This window comes from Micromonospora sp. NPDC023737 (assembly GCF_040639715.1).
Classification (GTDB): Bacteria; Actinomycetota; Actinomycetes; order Mycobacteriales; family Micromonosporaceae; genus Micromonospora.
The window spans coordinates 41,366-61,794 of the sequence record NZ_JBFAAL010000014.1; the positions used below are offsets into that span (position 1 = coordinate 41,366).

The 20,429-nt window shown below is 72.1% G+C and carries 22 protein-coding genes; 13 read left to right on the forward strand and 9 right to left on the reverse strand.

Features of this window, described 5'->3' with window-relative positions; all coding sequences use genetic code 11:
• The first annotated feature begins 17 nt into the window (after positions 1 to 17).
• Both mycP and AB0F98_RS24740 read left to right on the forward strand, forming a co-directional pair.
• Positions 18 to 1,361 (forward strand): type VII secretion-associated serine protease mycosin, encoded by a 1,344-nt coding sequence (mycP, locus tag AB0F98_RS24735; protein WP_357739499.1) that lies wholly within the window; start codon positions 18 to 20, stop codon positions 1,359 to 1,361.
• Between the two features lie 140 nt (positions 1,362 to 1,501).
• On the forward strand, positions 1,502 to 1,933 hold the full coding sequence (locus AB0F98_RS24740) for a hypothetical protein (protein ID WP_357739502.1): 432 nt from the start codon (positions 1,502 to 1,504) through the stop codon (positions 1,931 to 1,933).
• 91 nt (positions 1,934 to 2,024) lie between these two features.
• On the opposite strand, the gene AB0F98_RS24745 is transcribed toward AB0F98_RS24740, so the two are convergent.
• The 3 genes from AB0F98_RS24745 to AB0F98_RS24755 are packed head-to-tail and all read right to left on the reverse strand — an operon-like array spanning position 2,025 to position 4,146.
• Positions 2,025 to 3,287, reverse strand: coding sequence for an SseB family protein (locus AB0F98_RS24745; protein ID WP_357739505.1), 1,263 nt, complete (start codon positions 3,285 to 3,287; stop codon positions 2,025 to 2,027).
• Positions 3,281 to 3,766, reverse strand: coding sequence for an SUKH-3 domain-containing protein (locus AB0F98_RS24750; RefSeq protein ID WP_357739508.1), 486 nt, complete (start codon positions 3,764 to 3,766; stop codon positions 3,281 to 3,283). Before AB0F98_RS24750 ends, AB0F98_RS24745 begins: the two co-directional genes overlap by 7 nt.
• Positions 3,763 to 4,146 carry a YwqJ-related putative deaminase gene (locus AB0F98_RS24755; protein ID WP_357739510.1) on the reverse strand — a complete coding sequence of 128 codons (384 nt, stop codon included), beginning with the start codon at positions 4,144 to 4,146 and terminating at the stop codon, positions 3,763 to 3,765. The genes AB0F98_RS24750 and AB0F98_RS24755 overlap by 4 nt, the downstream gene beginning before the upstream one ends.
• 298 nt (positions 4,147 to 4,444) lie before the next feature.
• Here AB0F98_RS24755 and AB0F98_RS24760 point away from each other — a divergent pair, with 298 nt between their 5' ends.
• From AB0F98_RS24760 to AB0F98_RS24800, 9 genes are all read left to right on the forward strand, one after another.
• Positions 4,445 to 6,124 carry a right-handed parallel beta-helix repeat-containing protein gene (locus AB0F98_RS24760; RefSeq protein ID WP_357739513.1) on the forward strand — a complete coding sequence of 560 codons (1,680 nt, stop codon included), beginning with the start codon at positions 4,445 to 4,447 and terminating at the stop codon, positions 6,122 to 6,124.
• A gap of 32 nt (positions 6,125 to 6,156) precedes the next feature.
• Entirely contained in the window at positions 6,157 to 7,659 is a 1,503-nt protein-coding gene (gene eccE, locus AB0F98_RS24765; RefSeq protein ID WP_357739516.1) for a type VII secretion protein EccE, read from the forward strand.
• Positions 7,656 to 8,348, forward strand: coding sequence for a hypothetical protein (locus AB0F98_RS24770; protein ID WP_357739519.1), 693 nt, complete (start codon positions 7,656 to 7,658; stop codon positions 8,346 to 8,348). The genes eccE and AB0F98_RS24770 overlap by 4 nt, the downstream gene beginning before the upstream one ends.
• A 577-nt stretch (positions 8,349 to 8,925) precedes the next feature.
• On the forward strand, positions 8,926 to 11,931 hold the full coding sequence (locus AB0F98_RS24775; RefSeq protein WP_357739522.1) for a family 16 glycoside hydrolase: 3,006 nt from the start codon (positions 8,926 to 8,928) through the stop codon (positions 11,929 to 11,931).
• A 139-nt stretch (positions 11,932 to 12,070) separates the two neighbouring features.
• Positions 12,071 to 12,397 carry an amphi-Trp domain-containing protein gene (locus tag AB0F98_RS24780; protein ID WP_357739525.1) on the forward strand — a complete coding sequence of 109 codons (327 nt, stop codon included), beginning with the start codon at positions 12,071 to 12,073 and terminating at the stop codon, positions 12,395 to 12,397.
• 61 nt (positions 12,398 to 12,458) lie between these two features.
• Positions 12,459 to 13,472: an ion transporter gene (locus AB0F98_RS24785; RefSeq protein ID WP_357739527.1), complete on the forward strand. Its 1,014-nt coding sequence runs from the start codon at positions 12,459 to 12,461 to the stop codon at positions 13,470 to 13,472.
• A gap of 64 nt (positions 13,473 to 13,536) precedes the next feature.
• Positions 13,537 to 13,758, forward strand: a complete 222-nt coding sequence (locus AB0F98_RS24790) for a hypothetical protein (RefSeq protein ID WP_076470674.1) — start codon at positions 13,537 to 13,539, stop codon at positions 13,756 to 13,758.
• Between the two features lie 136 nt (positions 13,759 to 13,894).
• Positions 13,895 to 15,187 carry a histidine kinase gene (locus AB0F98_RS24795; protein ID WP_357739531.1) on the forward strand — a complete coding sequence of 431 codons (1,293 nt, stop codon included), beginning with the start codon at positions 13,895 to 13,897 and terminating at the stop codon, positions 15,185 to 15,187.
• On the forward strand, positions 15,175 to 15,885 hold the full coding sequence (locus tag AB0F98_RS24800; RefSeq protein ID WP_357739534.1) for a response regulator transcription factor: 711 nt from the start codon (positions 15,175 to 15,177) through the stop codon (positions 15,883 to 15,885). The genes AB0F98_RS24795 and AB0F98_RS24800 overlap by 13 nt, the downstream gene beginning before the upstream one ends.
• Positions 15,886 to 15,912: 27 nt before the next feature.
• Here AB0F98_RS24800 and rpsN read toward each other — a convergent pair whose 3' ends face one another.
• From rpsN to rpmB, 3 genes are read right to left on the reverse strand one after another with little or no spacing between them, the layout of a single operon-like run.
• A complete protein-coding gene (rpsN, locus tag AB0F98_RS24805) occupies positions 15,913 to 16,218 on the reverse strand; it encodes a 30S ribosomal protein S14 (RefSeq protein WP_357739537.1) in 306 nt (101 codons plus the stop codon).
• Positions 16,218 to 16,385, reverse strand: coding sequence for a 50S ribosomal protein L33 (rpmG, locus tag AB0F98_RS24810; protein WP_357739540.1), 168 nt, complete (start codon positions 16,383 to 16,385; stop codon positions 16,218 to 16,220). The genes rpsN and rpmG overlap by 1 nt, the downstream gene beginning before the upstream one ends.
• The gene (rpmB, locus tag AB0F98_RS24815; RefSeq protein WP_357739543.1) at positions 16,385 to 16,621 is read right to left on the reverse strand and encodes a 50S ribosomal protein L28; all 237 of its coding nucleotides are present in this window, start codon (positions 16,619 to 16,621) and stop codon (positions 16,385 to 16,387) included. The genes rpmG and rpmB overlap by 1 nt, the downstream gene beginning before the upstream one ends.
• Positions 16,622 to 16,785: 164 nt before the next feature.
• On the opposite strand from rpmB, the gene AB0F98_RS24820 reads away from it, so the two are divergent.
• Both AB0F98_RS24820 and AB0F98_RS24825 read left to right on the forward strand, forming a co-directional pair.
• A complete protein-coding gene (locus tag AB0F98_RS24820; protein WP_357739546.1) occupies positions 16,786 to 18,111 on the forward strand; it encodes a GTP-binding protein in 1,326 nt (441 codons plus the stop codon).
• Positions 18,108 to 18,371, forward strand: a complete 264-nt coding sequence (locus AB0F98_RS24825; RefSeq protein ID WP_357739549.1) for a type B 50S ribosomal protein L31 — start codon at positions 18,108 to 18,110, stop codon at positions 18,369 to 18,371. The genes AB0F98_RS24820 and AB0F98_RS24825 overlap by 4 nt, the downstream gene beginning before the upstream one ends.
• 79 nt (positions 18,372 to 18,450) lie before the next feature.
• On the opposite strand, the gene AB0F98_RS24830 is transcribed toward AB0F98_RS24825, so the two are convergent.
• From AB0F98_RS24830 to AB0F98_RS24840, 3 genes are all read right to left on the reverse strand, one after another.
• Entirely contained in the window at positions 18,451 to 19,209 is a 759-nt protein-coding gene (locus tag AB0F98_RS24830; RefSeq protein ID WP_357739552.1) for an SRPBCC domain-containing protein, read from the reverse strand.
• Between the two features lie 114 nt (positions 19,210 to 19,323).
• Positions 19,324 to 19,779 (reverse strand): DUF6069 family protein, encoded by a 456-nt coding sequence (locus AB0F98_RS24835; RefSeq protein ID WP_357739555.1) that lies wholly within the window; start codon positions 19,777 to 19,779, stop codon positions 19,324 to 19,326.
• Between the two features lies 1 nt (position 19,780).
• Positions 19,781 to 20,389, reverse strand: coding sequence for a helix-turn-helix domain-containing protein (locus tag AB0F98_RS24840; protein ID WP_357739558.1), 609 nt, complete (start codon positions 20,387 to 20,389; stop codon positions 19,781 to 19,783).
• Positions 20,390 to 20,429: the final 40 nt, after the last annotated feature.

Below are 20,429 nucleotides of genomic sequence, written 5' to 3' on the forward strand. Positions count from 1 at the left end.
GCGGAAGGTACGCGCAGATGCGCCTCGTCCCCCGTCCGGCATCCACAGTGGCCGTAACGGCGCTGAGCGTCCTGGCGGCCCTGGCCGTGCCGGTGGCGTCGGCACACGCCGCCGACCGCAAGGACGCCTGGTACATCGACGCCCTCGAACTGACCGAAATGCACAAGCTGACCCAGGGTGCGGGCGTTACCGTCGCGGTCGTCGACACCGGTGTGGACGCCCGCCACCCGGACCTGAAGAACAACGTGCTCCCCGGCGTGGACCTCTACGACGACCGGAGCAAGGGGCAGCAGGACCGGAACTCGCACGGCACCACGATGGCGTCCCTGATCGCCGGGCACGGGCACGGCCCGGGCGGCCGCGAGGGTGTGCTCGGCGTCGCCCCGAAGGCCAAGATCCTGCCGGTGACCGTGCAGGGCGCCGAAGGCGTGTCGGTCATCGCGCCGGACGCGGTCGCGGCCGGGATCGACTGGGCGGTGGACCACGGAGCCGACGTCATCAACGTCTCCCTGGGCAGCTCGGCCGACGCCGACATCGACCGGGCGGTGAAGCGGGCGTACGACAACGACGTGATCGTCGTCGCCGCTGTCGGCAACAAGCAGGACGCGATCATCGGGAGCCCGGCCCGGCACCCCGGCGCGCTCGCGGTCACCGGCACCGACCGCGAAGGTCGCCCCAGCCGCATCGCCGCCATCCCCGCCGAGGAGACCGACATCGCCGCGCCCGGCGACGACCTGTTCGCCGCGCTGCCCAACGGGAAGTACACGATGAGTACCGGGAGCAGCGGTGCCACCGCGCTCGTCTCCGGCGCGGTCGCCCTGGTGAAGTCGAAGTACCCGGACCTCAGCTCGTTCGACCTTTTCAAGCGAATGCTGGAGACCACCCGGGACGCCGGCAAACCGGGTAAGGACGTCGACTACGGTTGGGGTCGGCTCGACCTGCGGCAGGCGTTGACCGGCGAGCCGGACGGCCGAGCCAGTCGTAGCCAGGTGGCCCAGGAGCCCGAGGTCGACCCGACCCTGGCCCGTGCTCGCGCGGTGAACTCCGGCGGTTCGAACAAGGCTCTCGAAACGGTGCTCTCGTTGGCGGTCGTAGTCATCGTCCTCGGCCTCGTGGTGACGGTGGTGCTGCTCCTGTGGCGACGCCGCCGCCGGCGGACCGCGGCGCCCTCGGGAGAAGTCCTCAGCGCGGTCGGGGCACCCACCGCCGCCGGGACGCCGTATCCGCCCGCCCCGGGCGCGCCCTACCCGCCGGCGGCGGGAGGGTATCCGGCCGGGCCGGGCGTGCCGCCGCAGGGCGGGCAGCCGGGCCAACCCGCGGACCAGGCGGGCGATGCCGGCTGGCGCAGACCCGGCACCTGACGAGCATCGGAGGCGAGATGTCGACCCTTCCACCGGGTGCCGTACCTCCGCCCGACGCTGTACCGCCGCCACCGCCCGACGCCTTACTGCCGCCACCGCCTGCGGCCGTACCGCCGCATGCCGGAGCGTCCGGTGCGCCGGTGCTGCCCACGGCCGTCCGGCGGCCGCCGACAGTGATCGCGGCGATCGTGCTCATGGTCCCCACGGCCGTCACCTGGCTCGTCGCGGGCGTCGCGTTCCTCGTGGCGATGGCGAGGAGCGACGGAGACGGCAAAATCTTCCTGATCGTCCTCGGCCTGCTGATCCTCGCGCTCTGCCTGCTACTGGTGGCCATGACAGTGGGTGGGATGGTCCTCGCCTGGCGTCGGGCGGGCGCCGCAGGGCTGCGGACGCCGGCCATATTCACCTTCGGGCTCTTCGTCGTCGTACTGGTCGGCCTGCTCGTGCAGGGCAAGCTCAGCTTCCAACCGACGATGGTCACCCCGCTGGTCGTGGGCGGGCTCTCCGGGGTGGCACTCGCCCTGCTCAAGAGCCGGCCGACCAAGGACTGGTTCGCCGGCAACCGGCGCTGACGGGCCTGCCGCCGCGCCCCGGGCCCTCCTGGGCTGCGGCGGCGCCAGAGCCGAGGCGGTGCGCTGGAACCAACGGTGGAACCAGCGACGGTCAGGCCGGCAGCCAGCGCCCGGTGGACGCGTCGAAACGGGCCAGCAACTCGTCGCGGCCGTCCTGGTGCAGGCAGTGCAGGCCCGTCCCGTCCGGCACCACCAGCGACTCCATCCGCGGCTGGCCGCGTCCCCAGTCTTCGGGCGTGTCCTCGTTGGGATCCCAACGGAGCACGGCCGTCCACTCGTCGGACTCCGCGAACGGCGAACCCTCGCCGAGCAGGCCGAGTCGCCGGTAGAGCCGGGCGGGAGTGTCCCGGCCCGGTCCGGCCCAGGCGTGCACCAGCCCGGCGGCACGTTGGTAACCGTCCTCCAGGTAGGACGGCAGGTACCGGTGCGGGATCACCAGTTGCAGCCGTACCGGCAGGTCCGGGTCCGGCTCGTCATCCTCGTCGGCCTCCTGCGGTGCCGTCCGCTGGGCCGGCACGCCTACCGCGGCCGGCTCGGCGTACGCGGCCGTCTCCAGGCGCTGGCGCTCCTCCTCGGTGGCGTCGGTGACCACCTGCCGTAGCTGACCGAGCCAGTCACGAAGGGCCCGCACGGCCTCGCCGGGCAGCGCCGCCGCCAGCGGCGTACCCGGGTTGAGCAGGAGCTGCCAGGACGGGTCCGGCCACTGCTCGGCCAACTGGAGACTGCTGACCGCGATCAGGTCGTGGTCACCGAGGGCCTGCCGTAGCCGCACCTCGGCGGTGAAGACCGGCACGCTGGGCTGCCCCTGCTCGTCCGGGAGGCACCACCACGGAAACTCCGGATCGGACAGGTCCCGCGACTCGGACCCGTCCGGCCGCAGCGGCAACAGCAGCTCCGTCCGGAGCAGCGCCGCCATCAGGGCGTCCGGCTCCTGCCGGGCGATCGCGTCGCGCAGTTCCCGCTCGGCCTCGAGGGCGGGCCCGGCGATCGCGCGCAGTTCCCCGGCGGTGAGCCGGACGCCGATCGGCAGCCCGGCGTCGACCGCGAGCAGCCAGTCGTCGTCCGGCCATTCGGCGGCCAGGTCCTGGGCGCCGAGGGTGTGGTAGCTGACCGACTGACCGGGCAGGCAGGCGGCGATCGCCTCTGGCGAGGTGAACGCGATGACGTGGGTCCGCCCGTCGTACCGGCCCGTCGGCCACGCCATCGGCGCGCGGCCGGCCGCCGCCTCCGGTGACACCGGCAGCAGCAGCGGGCCGGCGGCAAGCGTCGCGAGGAACGTGTCCCGGTCCCCGGCCTCGGCAGCGGCCAGCAGCGTCTCCTCCGTCGGCGTCGCCGGCCGCCAGTCGGTCACCACGTGCCGTCCTGGTGTACCCGGTGGGGCTGCCGGCCCAGCACCAGCGCGGTGATCGCCTCGTCGAGGTCCTCGCCGAGGAACCAGTCGCCGCCGTGGTCCAGCACGAACACCCGCCCCTGGTCGTCGATCGCGAGGATGCCGGTGCCGTCGCCTTCCTCGCCGAGCGGGGTGAGCGGCGCCCCGATGGCCGCGGCGAGCGCGGCGAGGGTGCCCACCGAGTGGCCCACCAGGAACGGATCCAGGTGGAACGTGCTGGGCGCGATCTGTTCTCCGTCGCCCTGCGGGCCCACCAGCAGGCCGCCGAACTCGGCGTACGCCTCGACGGCGGCGCGGACGACGGTGTGCTGCCGGCCGTCCGGCGTGGCGTCGGCGGCCAGCCGCAGCGCCCACTGCCGGGCCCGGTCGTCGTCGCGGCGGCCCGGAACCCAACCAGCAACCCGCAGCGTCTCGGCCACCAGGGATGGGAAGCGGTCGTTCATGTCAGCGCCTCCACGCCGAACCAGTCGAGCAGGGCCGCGCACGAGCGGCAGGGCGCCTGCACCTCACCGTGGCGGGGGTCGCCCTCCTCCCGGACCCGGGTCACCCGCAGCTTCGCGCCCCACAGCAGCGACCGGGCCCGGGCCGGGCTGAGCGACCCGCTGTCGGCCTCGGCCGCATAGAGGCGGTCGGAGAGGAGCACCACCTCGGCGCACCAGCCCGCGAACCGTTCCCGCTGCCCGCTCGGCAGGTCGTGCAGGAACCGCCGGATCACCGGGTGCAGGTCGGGTGCGAGGTCACCGCGGATCGAGGTGTGCGTGTGGACGGTTCCGTCGACCAGCAGCGCGCCTGCGGCGAGCGGCAACATCCGTGGTTCCGCCATCCGTCCTCCCGCTCTCGAGTTCCGGCACTCGGTGCGCCCCGAGCCTAACGGCCCAGCCGCGCACCCCACGGCCCTGCCACCGTGCCGCCCCACTCGTCGTCGATCCGGCCCGGCCGCCGCCGGCCCCGCCGGCGTCGCCGATCCGCCCGGCGAGCAGGCGACGGGCCAAATCCCGCCGCCCACTCGGGACAGGGCGCGGGCGGCCCGATCGCCGCTCGCCGCAATAGGGCTCCCGCCATGCCGACCGCCTGGGATATCGTCGGCGTAACCCTTCCGCCGCCGTATGAAGCCCGGAGCCATGACGCGCACCCTTCTCGTCTCCCCGGACCAGCCCGGCGCCTATCCGTCCATCGGTGACGCGCTCACGGCGGCGGACGACGACGCCGTCGTCTCGGTCAGCCCCGGCACCTACTACGAGGCGTTGTTCGTCAACGACCGCGGCATCACCATCGTCGCCGCGCAGGGCGCCGGCACCGTCACCATCGACGCCTCGTCCGGGGCGTATCCGACGGTGTCCTGCAACTCCGGTCGCCTGGAGCTGCGTGATCTGGTCCTCAAGGCCGGAGACGCGCCGGTCGTGGCGGTCGACCAGGCGACGCTCAGCATGACCGGGTGCGAGCTGAGCGCCGGCTTCGGCGCGGCCGTCTCGGTGGCCAGCCGGTCGGAGTTCACGTTGACCCGCTGCCAGGTCAACGGCGCCCGCTACGGCCTTGTCGTCGAGGATTCCGACGGCACCGTGGAGGGCTGCGAGTTCAGCGATCTGAGCGAGGACGGCATCATCGTCCGGATCGGCGCCGCCCCGACGATCCGCACCAGCACGATCACCCGCTGCGGCAACCGCGGCATCTACGTCTACCAGTACGGCCGCCCGACCATCGAGGCCTGCGACATCTCCCAGACCGGGCACGCCGGCGTCGCCGTGGTCCACCAGAGCGCCCCGACGCTGCGCCGCTGCCGGATCCGCGACACCCGCGGCCCCGCCGTCTCCTTCGCCCGCGGCTGCCAGGGCCGCGTCGAGGAGTGCACCACCGAGAACACCGCGCTGCCGGCGATCGACGTGGCCGACGGCGCCACACCGACCATCGTGGCCGGCACCGCCAGCCGGCGCGCCACCTTCGGGGCCGAGGCGGCACAGGTTGCGAAGGAGCAGGACACCGAGCGCACCGAGAAGCTGCTCTCCGAGCTCGAGGCGATGGTCGGCCTGGAGTCGGTGAAGGAGGAGGTGCGCGCGCTCATCGACGAGATCCAGGTGAACGAGTGGCGGCGCAGCGCCGGCCTGCCGGTCGGCACGGTCAGCCATCACCTGATCTTCGCGGGCGCACCCGGCACCGGTAAGACCACGGTGGCCCGCATCTACGGTGAGCTGCTGGCGGCGCTCGGCGCGCTGCCCGGCGGGGCCTTCCGGGAGGTGTCCCGGCGGGACCTCGTCGGCCAGTACATCGGCCACACGGCGGAGAAGACGGCCGCAGCGTTCGACACGGCCCGCGGCGGGGTGCTCTTCATCGACGAGGCGTACACCCTTTCACGCTCCTCCGGCAGCGGCGGCGACTTCGGCCAGGAGGCCATCGACACGCTGGTCAAGCTGATGGAGGACCATCGCGACGATGTGGCCGTCATCGCCGCCGGCTACACCGGGGAGATGCTTCAGTTCCTCGACGCGAACCCGGGCCTCGCCTCCCGCTTCGCCAAGACCATCGAATTCGGCAACTACAGCCCGGAGCAGCTGGTCGTCATCGTGGAGCGGATGGCCGGCGGCGACGAGTACCTGCTCGCCGACGGGGTCTCCGATCTGCTCCAGACGCACTTCGCCACGATCGAGCGGGACCAAAACTTCGGCAACGCCCGCGAGGCCCGCAAGCTCTTCGAGGGTGTACGCAAGGCTCAGGCGCAACGGCTGCGCCAGTCCGGTCAGCGCCCCAGCCTCGACGAGCTGCGCACCGTGACGGCGGCCGACATCCGTGCCGCGATCGGCCGCTGAGTGGTGCCGGCCCAGGTGAGGGGGGACGTGAGGTGACGCATCCGGGTGCGGCACGGCCGGGCGAACCGGGTTGGCAGCACCATCCGGGTGCGGCCGCCCAACCGGCGCAGCAGGGGCCGCCCGCGCAACGAGTGGCAGCACCACAGCAGGCCGGCGTACCGGCACCTCCGCCGATGGTGAGCTGGGCGGGCCCGGGGCAGGCCCGGGCGGCGCAGCACGGGCAGGGCCGGGCGTCGACCGGCACCGCGTACACCAGCCGGGCGGCCGCCGCGGCGCAGGCCGCGACGGCCGCGCCGCCGACCAGCAGCGCACAGGCCGCGCCGCCTGCGCAGGCCGCCGCTCCCGCCGCCGAGGCTGACGTCCCGGTCGCGGAGGCCGCTGCGGCCACCCCGCTGGTGCGACCGTACCGGCGTGAACTCGGGTTCGGCGGCGTCAACGTTGCCCAGCTGGTGGCGTGGCAGGTCGGGGCAGCGGCGGTGCTCGCCGCCACCCCGCACGGCATGCCGCTCACCGTTGCGGTGGCCGCCGTGGCAGTGCTGCTGCTCGCCCCGACGGTGATCCGGTTCCGCGGCCGTTGGCTGCACCAGTGGATTCCGGTCTGGTGGGGCTTCCGGGGGCGGCGTCGACAGCTCACCGCCGCCGGCGTCGACCCGGCCCTGCATCTGTTGGCCCACCTGGAGCGCGGTGTGGAGCTGGAGGCCGTCGAGATCGACGACCAGCCGGCCGTGCTGCTGACCCACCGGGGCGGGCTGAGCGCCGTCTTCGAGGTCGACCCGACAGAAGGCGCCCTGCTGATGAACGCTCCGCAGGCCCTGTTGTCTCCCGCTTCGCTCCTACCGGCGGCCGACGAGAAGGCGCCGCCGGTGGTGGTGCAGTTGCTGGTCCAGGTGACCCCGGCGCCGCGCGCCCGCTCCGGCGCGGCGGCGGTGGACCGGGCGTACCGGGAACTGACCAATGGGGACGTGCCCGCCAGCCGGCAGGCATGGGTGGTACTCCAGGCCGCACGGACCCCCGATTTCCACGCCGACGGCGACCTGCGCCCGACCCTCACCGCGGTGATTCGGCGGACCCGGCGGCAGCTGCGGCAGGAGCGGGTGGCCGCGCGGATGCTCAACCGGGACGAAGTGCTCGTCGCCGTCACCACTCTCACCCACTTGACCGGCGGGACGGCCGGCGGCGCCGGCGAGCAGCCGCTCGCCCGGGAGACGTGGCGGGCCTGGTCGACCCAGGGCACCCCGCAGAGCTGCCACCGGCTGCTGGACTGGCCCCGCCAGCCGTGGGAGGTCGACCCGTTGCTGCGAGCGCTTCCCGCCGCCGCCAGCGTGGTGTCGATCGCAGCGAGCCGGTCGGCCGGCGACGACATCGCCGTGGAGGTGGCGTTCCGTCTGATGGGCGCCGATCCGGCCGCACTGGCCGCCGCCGACCAGGCCCTGCACGAGGCGATCCGCCGCCACGGCGGTCGTCTGCAACGACTCGACGGCGAGCACGCCCACGGGGTGGCCGCCACGCTACCGCTCGGAGGTTTCCTGCGGTGAAGAGCGTCGCCTTTCCCGGCAGCCGGATGGGGTTGCACCTCACGGACACCGCCTCCGTCGGCGGCCTGCACCTGGTCGCCGGGGGCGGCGGCCTCGTCGTCGGCCGAAACCGGCAGCAGGAGCCGGTTGGGCTGCGCCTGTTCCGCGCCGAACCGACGCGGCTGATGCTGACCGGCGGCGTACGCTGCGCCGAGCTGATCGCCTTCCGTGCCATCGCGCTCGGCGCTCGGCTGTTCATCCAGACCGCCCGCGAGCAGGAGTGGGACGCCTTCTTGCGGCGCTGCGTCATCGGTCGGGAGATCGCCTCGTTCCTTCCGCCGGGCGTGCCGCCGCCGACTGCGGCCACCCCGACCGAACCGCAGCTCGTCGTGATCGACACCGGCCCGGTCACCGGCCCCGACTCGAGCCTCAGTGCGCCGTGGCGGGCCACCCTGGTGGTTCGCGACGACCTGGCCGGCTGGGACGTCGACGTGCTGGTCCGCAGTGACATCGTGGTGCTCCAGCGGCTGACGGAGGCGGAGGCGGCGACGGCGGCGAGCGCGCTGGGGCTGGTGAGCGTCCAGAGCTGGTTCACCCAGTTGCACCCGGAGATGATCGGCCTGATCACCAAGGGCAAGGTTCAGTGGGTCATGCTCAGCATGACCCCCACCGAGCGCCAGTTGATCGGTCCCGTCGCCCGCGCCGGCTGACCGGTGCCGGTCCGGCTCGACCGGATACGGAGTCGGCGGCCTGAAGCTGGTCGCCGTTTGAGGGCCGTCAACGTGCTCGACGGCTCTCGGGCAGGCATCGACCCGCGGCGTGCGGAGGTCACCCCGCCCGTCCGCTGCGCCCACCTTCGGGTGGGCCCCCGCGGGTGGCCGATCATCGTCGTCGTCCCGCAGGGAACCCTGCCCGGCTGGCCGCCGCCGTCGCCGCGGCGGCACGCTGGGCGAGGAGCGTGCGCATCCGGGGCGAGCGCCGTCTCAGGGATCTGTTTGCCCTGTGTCCTGAGCTACGAGAGCGCGAGCGGTCAGTCCAGCGATCGGCGCGTTGACCCCCGAAGGCACACGGAGTTGCCCACGTGGGCTCCGACTCTCACTGATGCCTGTGCATCAGGCGCGCAATGAGGGGCAACTTTCGCACGAGCATTGAGAACTTTCCATTTTTCTATCGAAAGTGATAGTGTCATCGATCGATCTTTCGCGTCGAGAGATCGTACTAACCACCCCCGGGAGGGAAAGTGGGACGACTCTTCTCGACCGGGGACCCGGACCCCCCGGAGGACCGATGACCGCACCGAACCGATGGCGGCGCCGCCGTCGAGCCGTGCTCACCGCCGCAGGTGCCGCTCTGGCGACCCTGCTCGCCACAGCCCCTGTCACCCCGGCCGCCGCCGCACCTGGCATCGCTGACGTCCCGCCCCAGGAACCGGGCGTCACCCTGCGCTCGTACGACATGGGCGTCCCGTTGTCCGCACTGTGCACCCTCAAGCCTGCGCAGACGCCGAACGTCGACAAGCTCATGCCGCAGGTCAACTGGTCGAGCACGGACGACTTCGGTCTGTCCGACCGGTTCATCAGCCACGCCATCGCCAACCTCACGGTGCCCGCCGACGGCACGTACGCGTTCCGGCTCACCAGCGACGACGGGTCACGCCTGAAGGTCGACGATCAGCTGATCATCGACCACGACGGACTGCACGGCGAGACCGCCAAGGAAGGGTCGGTGACCCTGACCGCAGGCCTGCACCCGTTGTTCGTCGAGTTCTTCGACAACGGCGGGGGCCAGTTGCTGCGGCTCGAGTGGCGTGTCCCGGGCGCCGACACCTTCGAGCTCGTGCCGACCTCCGCGTTGAGCACGGAAGCCGGCGTCGTGCGTGTGACGGCACCCGGCTGGAAGTACTGCGAGGGGGCCGCCGACTCGGCCGGCGACGGCATGCCACTGGACCGGGTCCACCCGGGCTACACCCTTACCGACCTACGCCCCGAAGGGTTCCAGCCGCAGGTCACCGGTATGGCCTTCATGCCCGACGGTGACCTGGTCGTCTCCACCTGGGGCGGCACCGACAACGCGACCGGCGAGGTCTACCTGGTCGAGGGGGCCACCGGGGAAACCGGCCCCGGCCAGGTGACCTACCGCCGCTTCGCGGAGGGGCTACGCGAACCCCAGGGGGTCGCGGTGGTCGACGGCACCGTCTACGTCAGCCAGAAGCACGAGCTGACGGCCCTGCGCGACACCGATGGCGACGGCATCGCGGACCACCGCCGGACGGTTGCCACGTGGCCGTGGGGAGCCAACTTCCACGAATTCGCGTTCGGCCTGCTCTACCGGGACGGGTACTTCTATCTCAACCTGTCGGTCGCCATCGACCTCGGCGGCGCCACCACGGTGCCCCAGCCCGCACCCAACCGCGGCACGTCGATCAAGGTCAACGCGAAGACCGGCAAGATCACGTACGTCGCCGGCGGGCTACGCACGCCGAACGGCATCGGGTGGGGTCCGCACGGGGAAGTCCTCGTCACCGACAACCAGGGCGGCTGGCTGCCCGCCTCCAAGCTGGTCGAGATCAAGCAGGGGGCGTTCTACAACCACTTCACCACCCCGGCGGGCCCGTCCGACGACAAGCCGGTGACCCGACCCATCGTCTGGCTTCCGCAGAACGAGATCGGTAACTCGCCGTCGACTCCCGTGCTGCTCAAGCAGGGGCCGTACGCGGGGCAGTTGGTCGTCGGCGATGTGACCTACGGCGGCCTGCAGCGCGTGTTCATCGAGAAGGTCGAGGGGCAGTACCAGGGCGCGGTGTTCCGGCACTCGCAGGGCCTGGAGGCCGGCATCAACGAGGTCACTCTCGGCCCCGACGGCGCGCTCTACGTCGGTGGACTGGGCGCGGGCGGCAACTGGGGCCAGGAGGGCAAGCTCACCTACGGCCTGCAGAAACTGACGCCCAACGGCACGTCGGTCTTCGAGGTCAAGCGGATGCGCGCATCGCACGTCGGGTTCGAGCTGGAGTACACCGAGCCGCTGTCGGCCGAGACCGCGCAGGACCTCGCCGACGCGTATCAGGTGACGCAGTGGCGCTACGGCGCGACGAGCCAGTACGGCGGTCCCAAGCTCGACCTGGAGACGCTCGACGTCGCCGAGGCCGAGCTGTCGCGGGACGGCCGCACCGTCAAGCTCAAGATTCCGGGCCTCAAGGAGAACCGCGTCGTCCACGTGCGTTCGCCGCGCCCGTTCTCGTCCGCCGACGGCGAGGAGCTGTGGAACACTGAGGCCTGGTACACGCTCAACGAGATCCCGGGTCGCGTGGTGCAGCCGCAGACGTTCTTCGAGGCCGAGGAGGGCCGGACCGTCGGCGTCGGCATGGCGACCGACCACGCCGCCTACTCCGGCGCCGGGTTCGCCGCCGGGTTCGCTGAGGACGGCTCGTCGACCAGGATCTCCGTCGACGTCCGGAAGAGCGGCACGTACGACCTGGCGATGCGCTACAGCAACGGTCCGAACCCCTACTCGGGCGAGAAGCAGCTGAGTTTGTACGTCAACGGTCAACGGGTGGAGCAGACCGTCTTCCCCTCCACCGTGACGTGGGAGGAGTGGGGCACGGTCACCACCACCGTACCGCTGCGCGAGGGGCGCAACCTGGTCGAGTACCGCAAGGAGGCCGCCGACTCCGGCCACGTGAACCTCGACGTCCTCGCCGTCCGGCCGCACGGCGGGCGCATCACGCTGTTCGGCGGTGGCGACCTCGCCGAGTGGCAGCACAGCGACGGCCGCGAGCCCGAGTGGACGGTCGCCGACGGCACCATGACGGTGCGCAACGGGGATCTGCGTACGGTGCAGGCCTTCGGCGACTTCCGCCTGCACGTCGAGTTCAACCTGCCGTTGTACCCGCCGGACGTGACCGGTCAGGCACGCGCCAACAGCGGCGTGTACCTGCAGGACCGCTACGAGATCCAGGTGCTGGACTCGTTCGGCATCGACCCGCCGCAGACCAACGACGCCGCGGCCATCTACACCCAGAAGGCACCGGACGTGAACGCGGCACGGCCGCCGCTGACCTGGCAGACGTACGACATCGTCTACCGGCAGGCGCGCTACGACGCGTCCGGCAACAAGGTGGAGAACGCGCGCGTCACGGTGGTCTGGAACGGCGTCACCGTGCACGACGACGTCGAGATCCTCGGCCCGACCGGCGGCAGCCGGCCCGAGGGCCCGGCCACGGGCGCCATCCGGCTGCAGGATCACGGCAACCCGGTCCAGTACCGCAACATCTGGATCGAGCCGCTGGATTCGTAGCCCTCGCGGTCGCCTCGACGCGGGCGGTCGGGTCCGGTTCGCCGGCCCGGCCGCCCGCGCTGCTGTCGGAGCAATATCATTCCGGTCCGGCGGGTTCGCGACCCACCCGTCGGCCGTCCGTCCTTTGTGGAGTGCGAACATGGCGCGCATGGATATCTACGAGGATGCCCGTACGGTGTCACGGGCCGACCTGGCCGGCTGGCTGCGTCAGCTGGCGAACCAGCTGGAGTCCGACGGACGGGTCTACTACGGCGCCGCCGGCGCGGTCGCGGTCGCCGACGAGGTGCGCTGCGAGCTGGAGATCGAGCGGGAGAGCGAGACCGAACTCTCTGTCGAGATCGAGTTCTCCTGGACCGTGCCCGCGCCGGTGAAGGCGGCGGAGCGGGAGACCGAGCCCGCGAAGGACGACGAGGCGGTCGAGGAGCCGAAGGCCGAGCCGGCCGCCGAGGAGACGCCGCAGGCGTGACGGTGCAACGACCGGAGGGCGGCGGCAACGCCGGCGCCCACCGGGCGATCGACGGAGAATCATGACGCCCCCCGTTCGGAGCCGGAGGCACCGACTCGCCGATGCGTGCCAGAAGCTCGTGGACGCCTCCTGGTTCGGCCTGGCGAGCTTCATCGTCATCGTCGTCAACTCGATGGCGCTCGGCCTGGAGACCTACGGCCGGGCGGTCGTGGCGGCCGGTGGCTCGCTGCGGGCGATCGAGTACGCCTGCCTCGCCTTCTTCGTGCTCGAACTGCTGGTGCGATTCGGGGCGCACCTGAAGAGTCCGGCCGGGTTCTTTCGGGACCGCTGGAACGTGTTCGACCTGCTCATCCTCGCCGCTCCACTGGCTCCCGGCGTACGTGAGAACGTGACGCTCCTGCGGTTGCTACGACTGGCCCGCATCGTGCGCGCGTTCCGTCTCTTCCCCAGCCTGCGGGTGATCCTGATCGGCATCCGGCGCAGCCTTCCCGGGCTCGGCAGTTTCCTTCTGGTCACCGTGCTGGTGCTGTACGGGTACGCGATGCTCGGCTGGATGCTCTTCGGCGCCGCCTACCCGGAGCGGTACGGCACGGTCGGGCAGGCGATGCTCACGCTCTTCCTGCTGTTGTCGCTGGACGGCATCACCGACACGCTCCAGTCCGGCCGGGAGGTCACCGAGTGGGCGGTGCTGTACTACGTGTCGTACATGGTCACCGCCTGCTACCTGCTGACCAACCTGCTGGTGGGCGTGGTCCTCAACGCGCTCGAGGAGGCCCACCAGGAGGAGCGGGCCGCGGCGGAGCGCACCACCCGGCGGAGGGTTCCCGACGACGAGGAGCCGTCGGTCCACCAGCAGCTGGCCCAGTTACGCATGATCATCGCGGCTCTGGAGCGGCGACTTCCGGAGGATCCGGCCGGCGACACCCAGGGATCGGCGGTGGCTCGGCGCCACGCCCAGCCGGCGGGCCACCGACGGGCGCGCGGCAAGCGTGGAGGCGCCGGCGGCGCGTCGAGAGGTACCCGATCGAAGATCGAAAATTCGGTGTCCTCTGTGGAGTCACTGCGACGCGGATGATGTAATTCATCCCGATCGGTCTCCCTCCGGGCGAGATGTCAGCCCGGGTATCGAAGGAGAGCGCATGCCCGTCACCGCCGACCTCAGCAAGCTGGTCGACAAGGCCTACCAGGACCAGACCCTCGCCGAGCTGGTCGACGCCCCGGTGGCCGCCCTCGCTGGGGTCAGCGAGGGCGGCGCCAAGCTGCTCAAGGAGGCGCTCGGCATCGTCACGATCGGCGACCTCGGCCGGAACCCGTACTTCCGGGTCGCCCAGGCGCTGGTCGCCCTGGATTCCGGGAAGTAGGCACCCCGAGTTCGTGACGCCCGGCGGTGACCCGAACCCGCCGGGCGTCACGCCCCCGAGGGTAGGGCTGGACATACCCGCGGAAGTGGATCCAGGCGGCTGGGTCGACGCCGGCACCGCCGATAGCGTCGATGGCATGACGTCGTCCCAGCTCCCGCACCTGGCCACGGCGCTGCGCCACCCCCGCTACCTGGTCTCGGAGTGGCCGTGGCGAGCGCTGGGCTACCTGGTGTCCACCGCCCCGATCGCCGGCGTGCTCTCCGTCGGGCTGCTGCTGGTCGGGGCACCCCTGTTGGCCGCTGTCAACGCCGTACGGCAGCACGGGCGCCCGATTCCGCTGCCTCTCGCGCTCTCCCTGGCCCTGGGCACGCTGGCCCTCGTGGGGTTCGCGCCGATCGTGAGTGCCGCCGTCGCGGCGGTCGAGCGGTGGCGGCTCGGGCTCATCGATCCACGCCCGCTGCCGGCCCGCCGCTGGTCGGGTGTCGCCGAGCGCTACACCAGCGCCGGCGCGTGGCGTGAGGTCGCGTACCTGGTGTGGCTGGGCGGCGTGGTGCCGGTCGTCTACTGGGTCTACCTCCTGCTCGTGCTGATCGACCTCCTCGTGGTCGCCAGTCCGTGGCTGGCCGGGGACGCCGACCAGGTGATCGTGCTCTGGGACATCGTCGACCGGCCCGGTGAGGCCGTCCCGTACGCGATCGTCGGGGTCCTGCTGCTGCCGGTGCTCTGGTACGGGCTCGGGGTGATCGCAGCGGCCCAGGGGGCGGTGGCACGGTGGCTGCTCGGCTCGTCGCCCGACACCGTCGAGCTGCGCGAGGTGACCCGGTCGCGGGCCCGTCTCGTGGACGCGTACGAGGCGGAGCGCCGCCGGATCGAGCGCGACCTGCACGACGCAGCCCAGCCCCGGCTTACCAGCCTCACCCTGCAACTGGGGCTGGCCCGGCTCGACGTGCCGGAGGACTCCCCGGCCGCCCGGCCGCTCGCGGTGGCGCACGATCAGGCCAAGGGGCTGATGGTCATGCTCCGGCAGATCGTGCACGGCATCCGACCGCAGAGCCTCACGGACCTCGGCCTCGCCGGTGCGGTCCGGGAACTGGCCGACGAGGCCGCCGTCCCGGTGACCGTGCACGCCGGCCTGGACCGGCCGGTGCCCGAGAGCGTCGAGACGACCGCCTGGTACGTGGTCTCGGAGTCACTGAACAACGTCACCCGGCACGCTTGGGCTACCCGCGCCGAGGTACGGCTGACGCAGGCCGGCGACCGGCTCGTGGTCGAGATCTCGGACGACGGCCGGGGCGGCGCGAACCCGGCGCGGGGCACCGGCCTGACCGGGCTCGCCGACCGGGTGAGCGCGGCCGGTGGGCGGTTGCTGCTCGCCAGCCCCCCGGGCGGCCCTACGCTCGTCCGGGTGGAGCTGCCATGCCAGCGGTGACCCGGGTCGTGCTCGCCGAGGACGAGGTCCTCCTGCGCGAGGGGCTCGTCGGGCTGCTGGAACGGTTCGGTTTCGAGGTGCTCGCCGCCGTCGGCTCCGCGCCGGAGCTGCTGGCGGCGGCCCGCACGCACCGGCCGGACCTGGTGGTGACCGACATCCGGATGCCCCCTGGTCGACGGGACGACGGACTGCGGGCGGCGGTCACGTTGCGCGCGGAGCGGCCGGAGCTCGCGGTGGTGGTGCTCAGCCAGCACGTGCAGGCCGAGTACGCCGCCGCGCTCCTCGACAGCGGAGACGGCCGCCGCGTCGGCTACCTGCTGAAGGACCGGGTCGCCGAGGTGGTCGAGTTCGTCGAACACCTACGTACCGTCGCCGGCGGCGGCACGGTCGTCGACCCCGACGTCGTACGCCGGTTGTTGCACCGCCCGCACGACCCGCTGGCGGCGTTGTCGCCGCGCGAGCGGGAGGTGCTGGCGTTGATCGCGGAGGGTCGTTCGAACGCGGCGATCGCGGCGGCGCTGCACGTCACCGAGGCGGCGGTCGGCAAGCACGTCGGGAACATCCTCACGAAGCTCGGCCTGCTGCCCAGCGACGACACCAATCGCCGGGTGCTGGCGGTCCTCACGTACCTGCGTGGCGGCCCGGCGGCCGATCCCGCCGGCTCGACGTGGACCGGCCCGGCCACCGACCGACGCTGAGGCGGCACGGACCGGCCACGCCGGACGTCACCAGGACGCCTTGCGCACACCCGGCAGCTCGCCCCGCAGCGCCATCTCCCGGAACCTGATCCGGGACAGGCCGAACCGGGTGAGCATTCCGCGCGGTCGTCCGTCGACGACGTCCCGGTTGCGTAGCCGCACCGGGCTGGAGTCCCGGGGCAGCCGCGCCAAGCGGCGGACGGCCTCGTCGCGTACCGCCGGGTCGGTGTCGGGGTGTGCGATGGCCCGCTTCAGCTCGGCGCGGCGGTCGGCATGCCGCGCGACCAGCTCCGCCCGGCGGGCCTGACGGTTGACGAGACCGTTGCGGGCCATCAGCGCTCCTCCCGGAACTCGACGTGCCGGCGCACGAACGGGTCGTACTTGCGCAGGACGAGGCGATCCGGGTCGTTGCGCCGGTTCTTCCGGGTGACGTACGTGTAGCCGGTGCCGGCGGTGCTGCGGAGCTTGACCACCGGGCGGATGTCGGTCTGTCGGGCCATCAGATCCGTGCCCCCCGGCCACGCAGCTCGGCGACGATCGCCTCGATGCCCTTGCGGTCGACCGTCCGCAACGCCTTCGCGGTGAGGGTGAGAGTGATCCAGCGCCGCTCGGACGGCAACCAGTAGCGGTGCCGCTGGAGGTTGGGGTTCCACCGGCGGCGGGTGCGCCGATGGGAGTGGGACACGGAGTTGCCGAAGCCTGGTTGGGCCCCGGTGACGTCACATCGTCTGGACACGCGGACTCCTTCTCGTTGATGCTCGACCTTAGCGGTAATGGTTTTCGTTTCTACTTGGACCGGCCGGCCGCCGCGACAGCGGGGGTGCCGGCTACCCCGCTCGCCGAACCGGCCCGGTGGTCACCCTATAATGACAACCGTTTTCAACAAGCGACGAGAGGACCGTGATGTCGACGTCACCACTCGCGCCAACCAGCACCGTGGCCGGAGAGGCCGACCTCCGGCCGTCACTGACCGTGCTGAGCGGCTTCTGGCCGGCAACCACGTACGCCGTCGCCCGCGCCCTGCTCGCGGCGGACCCGTCACTGCTGCTGGTGCGCCACGACCTCGCCGAGGTGCACGCGGGCGCGGTGCAGCGCATCGTCCGCGACGGCAGCGGCCTGCTGGAGGATGTACGCGTCAGCCTCGCGCACGGATGCGTCTCCTGCACGCTCCGTGAGGACGTGCTGCCCACCCTGGCCCGGCTCACCCGCACCCACCCCGGTCGGAGCCTGCTCCTGATGCTCCCCGAAGTGGCCGAGCCGGAGGCGGTCGCCGCAGCCTGCGCGCACTGTCTCGTCGACGGCGCGCCCGTCACCGACCTGCTGCGCGTCGACTCGTACGTCACGGTGGTGGACGCCGAGCACCTGATCGACGGGCTGGCCACCACCGACGACCTCAAGGCCCTGGGCATCCACGCGGCCGCCGACGACGACCGTGCCGTGGCCGACGTGGTCGTACGCCAGATCGAGTACGCCGACACGATCGTCCTGTGGGGACTGTCCCGCGACGGGGAGTTCGACACCAGCCGACTGTCGGTGCTACTGGACCGGATGGCGCCGTGGGCCACCCAGGTCCGGGTCGACGGGGATCTGGTCGATACCCACGCGCTCAGCCGTCAGCTACGAGACACCCGACGTCACCGGCCCGACACGCCAGGCGTACTGACCCGCGGTCTGGAGGGGTACGCGCTCGGTGCGCACGAGCCGCACCCGGACTGCGGGGTCGTCTCCGTGCTGTTCCGGGCGCGCCGCCCGTTCCACCCCGAGCGCCTGCACGACGCGCTGGAGGAGCTCAACGCCGAGGCGATCCGGTCGCGGGGACACCTGTGGCTGGCCAGTCAGCCGGAGACCGTGATCGCCTGGGACTTCGCGGGCGGCGGCCTCGCCCTGGGGTCGCTCGGGCGCTGGCTCGCCGTCCTGCCGGACAAGCTCTGGGCCGACACGTCCGACCACCGGCGGCTCGCCGCCGCGCTGGACTGGGACCCCTACTACGGCGACCGCCATCAACATCTGGTCTTCATCGGTCTGGATCTGGCCGCCGCCGAACTGCACCGCACCCTAGCCGCGTGCCTGCTCACCGACGCCGAGCTGGCCGACGGCGAGGAGGTCTGGCGCAGCTATCCCGACCCGTTCGCCGGCTGCTTCCCCCTCGTCACCCTCCCCCCGGGCGGCAGTCCCGATCCCGATCTGCCCGACAGTTCCGCCGACCCCGAAGGAGAGAGCGCATGAAGCGCGGCATCCACCCCGAGTACCGGCCGGTCGTCTACCGCGACCGCGCCGCCGACTTCGCCTTCCTCACCCGTTCCACCGCCACCAGCGACCAGACCGTCGAGTGGACCGACGGCAACACCTACCCGGTCATCGACGTGCAGATCTCCTCCGCGAGCCACCCGTTCTGGACCGGAAGGCAGCGGCTCGTCGACAGCGCGGGACGGGTGGAGAGGTTCCGGGCACGCTACGCCCGGCACGGGGCGCAACGACCACGCTGAGATCGCCCCTCACCGCGGCCGAGGCCGCCTCCCGAGCCGATCCGGGAGACGGCCTCGGCCGTCGGCGTACCACAGGTCGTCAGGCGATCGGTAGCTTGTCGGCCCACGCCTGCCAGGCCTGCTCGGCCTGGGCCGGGTCCTGGTCGGCGTCGTAGAGGTGGTGGCCGAGAACCAGGACGTTGCCCCGGTCGATGCCGGAGTGCAGGAAGCGGTAGAGGGCGTCGTCGGTGCGGACACCGACGTAGGTCGGCAGGCCGGCGAGGTCGACCACCCCGTCGATCGGCGGCAGCCCGTCGACGGTGAGTCGGACGCGCTGCCCCTCCTCGATCGGGCCGGCGAGCCCGAAGGCGCCGGCCACCGCCGCCCAGACCTGGTCGGGCGTGCCCGCCTGGGGACGGAACGCCGCGACCGGCGCTCCGGTCCGGCCGGGAAAATGGGCGAGGTACGCGGCCAACGTGCCGAGGTACATGTCCCAACCGGCCTTCATCGCCTCGTACTCGGTCTCCCAGTTGTCGCCGAGCACCCCGCTCTGCACCAGCCGCAGCACGGCGCTTCCCTGGCCACGCCCCTCGATGAGGTACTCCATGGCCAGGAAGCTGCCGTCCGGTCCGGGCACGGTCCGATTCGCGAACCGCGTGCCCGGCTCCCAGGCGGTGACCGTCGCCTCCTCGGTGTGACCGGCCATGGTGAGGCTGCTGCGGCCGCCTTCGCGCGGCTCGACCTCACTGCGCCCCATGAACCAGGAGTCGAGGCCGGGACCGGTGGCGATCGCCTCCCAGACCTGCTCCGGGGTGGCCGCCAGCTCGATGTCCTTCTGAAGCTCGAAGTGGTGTCCCATCACGGTGGACCTTTCGGTAGGTGTGCGGAATCCGGGTCGGAGAGTGCCGGCCACGGCAGTGCTGGCCCGGCCGGGCAGGAGTCAGCGGGCAGTGCTGGACCGCCGGGGAAGGAGTCAGCGAGCGACCGCCCGTCGGCGCAGCATCGGCAGCAGCGCCACGGCCACCACGACGTGGAGTACGCAGAGCATGACCCGGGTGTCCACCGTGGCCTGCTCGATGAAGACCGGGACGAAGGACGCCAGCAGCACGGTGCCGGCCAGTACGCCCCAGACGGTCCGCGCGTGCCGGGTGAACCGCTCAAGCAGCGCGAGCGACCCCCAGCCGAGCAACGCGAAGACCAGGCTGAACGCGGCGATCTCCGGCAGGATCAGCTGGTGCGACTGCGTCGCTCCCGGGTCGGTGAGGGTGAAGTCGGTGCCGACGGCCCGACCGGCCAGGTAGAGCAGGCTGTTCGCGACCACCGCGCCACCCACTCCCAGGGCGCGCTGGCGGCGACGCCGGGTGGTGGCACTGACGGTACGGGTGGCCGGTCGGGTGCGGACGGCGATCGGGCTGGTCGTGGCGGTCATGTCAGGACTCCTCGGATGCGTCGCGGCTGGTTGGGTCGGCGCTGGGGTGCAGGGCGAGCACCACCCGGTGCTCGCGGCCGCCGGGGGCGTTCTCGTCGTGGTAGCGGGCGACCAGTGCGCCGATCGTGGCCGCCAACTCTTCGGCGAACGCGGCCCGGTCGGTCGCCGAGGCGAACCGCACGTTGGCGTCCACGGCGAACGTCGCGACCCGCTTCTTCGCTCGGTCGGCGCCGGTGATCAGCGAGCCGACGTCCTGTACTAGGCGGGCCGCGAGCGCGAGCAGCCACCGCGCCGACAACCGGTCCGGCGCCTCCGCCGGGTCGGGTCGCACCGCGGCCAGCGCCGCCGGCGAGATGACGTACGACGTGGCGGTGGCCTGCATGATCCGCTCGGTGACGTTGCCCTTGCGGCGCTCCTCCACCAGCTCGATGAGGCCGTGCTGCTCGAGCGCGCGGAGGTGGTAGTTGACCTTCTGCCGGGGCAGGCCGACCCGGGCGGCGAGCATCGTCGCCGAGGCCGGCTCGGCGAGGGCCGCCAGTAGCCGGGCCCGCATCGGGTCCAGCGACACCTCGGCCGCCGCCGCGTCCTCGATCACTGCGATGTCGAACATGCCTTGACTCTCTCACCGACAACTTTTCTTGTCAAGACAA

Bases quoted from the DNA above. Each gene is read 5' to 3' on its own strand.
- AB0F98_RS24775 (WP_357739522.1), top strand. From the start codon at position 8,926: ATGACCGCACCGAACCGATGGCGGCGCCGCCGTCGAGCCGTGCTCACC.
- AB0F98_RS24760 (WP_357739513.1), top strand. From the start codon at position 4,445: ATGACGCGCACCCTTCTCGTCTCCCCGGACCAGCCCGGCGCCTATCCG.
- AB0F98_RS24750 (WP_357739508.1), bottom strand. From the start codon at position 3,766: ATGAACGACCGCTTCCCATCCCTGGTGGCCGAGACGCTGCGGGTTGCT.
- AB0F98_RS24785 (WP_357739527.1), top strand. From the start codon at position 12,459: ATGACGCCCCCCGTTCGGAGCCGGAGGCACCGACTCGCCGATGCGTGC.
- AB0F98_RS24755 (WP_357739510.1), bottom strand. From the start codon at position 4,146: ATGGCGGAACCACGGATGTTGCCGCTCGCCGCAGGCGCGCTGCTGGTC.
- AB0F98_RS24780 (WP_357739525.1), top strand. From the start codon at position 12,071: ATGGCGCGCATGGATATCTACGAGGATGCCCGTACGGTGTCACGGGCC.
- AB0F98_RS24825 (WP_357739549.1), top strand. From the start codon at position 18,108: ATGAAGCGCGGCATCCACCCCGAGTACCGGCCGGTCGTCTACCGCGAC.
- rpsN (WP_357739537.1), bottom strand. From the start codon at position 16,218: ATGGCCCGCAACGGTCTCGTCAACCGTCAGGCCCGCCGGGCGGAGCTG.
- AB0F98_RS24795 (WP_357739531.1), top strand. From the start codon at position 13,895: ATGACGTCGTCCCAGCTCCCGCACCTGGCCACGGCGCTGCGCCACCCC.
- rpmG (WP_357739540.1), bottom strand. From the start codon at position 16,385: ATGGCCCGACAGACCGACATCCGCCCGGTGGTCAAGCTCCGCAGCACC.
- AB0F98_RS24840 (WP_357739558.1), bottom strand. From the start codon at position 20,389: ATGTTCGACATCGCAGTGATCGAGGACGCGGCGGCGGCCGAGGTGTCG.
- AB0F98_RS24830 (WP_357739552.1), bottom strand. From the start codon at position 19,209: ATGGGACACCACTTCGAGCTTCAGAAGGACATCGAGCTGGCGGCCACC.
- AB0F98_RS24790 (WP_076470674.1), top strand. From the start codon at position 13,537: ATGCCCGTCACCGCCGACCTCAGCAAGCTGGTCGACAAGGCCTACCAG.
- mycP (WP_357739499.1), top strand. From the start codon at position 18: ATGCGCCTCGTCCCCCGTCCGGCATCCACAGTGGCCGTAACGGCGCTG.
- AB0F98_RS24835 (WP_357739555.1), bottom strand. From the start codon at position 19,779: ATGACCGCCACGACCAGCCCGATCGCCGTCCGCACCCGACCGGCCACC.
- AB0F98_RS24800 (WP_357739534.1), top strand. From the start codon at position 15,175: ATGCCAGCGGTGACCCGGGTCGTGCTCGCCGAGGACGAGGTCCTCCTG.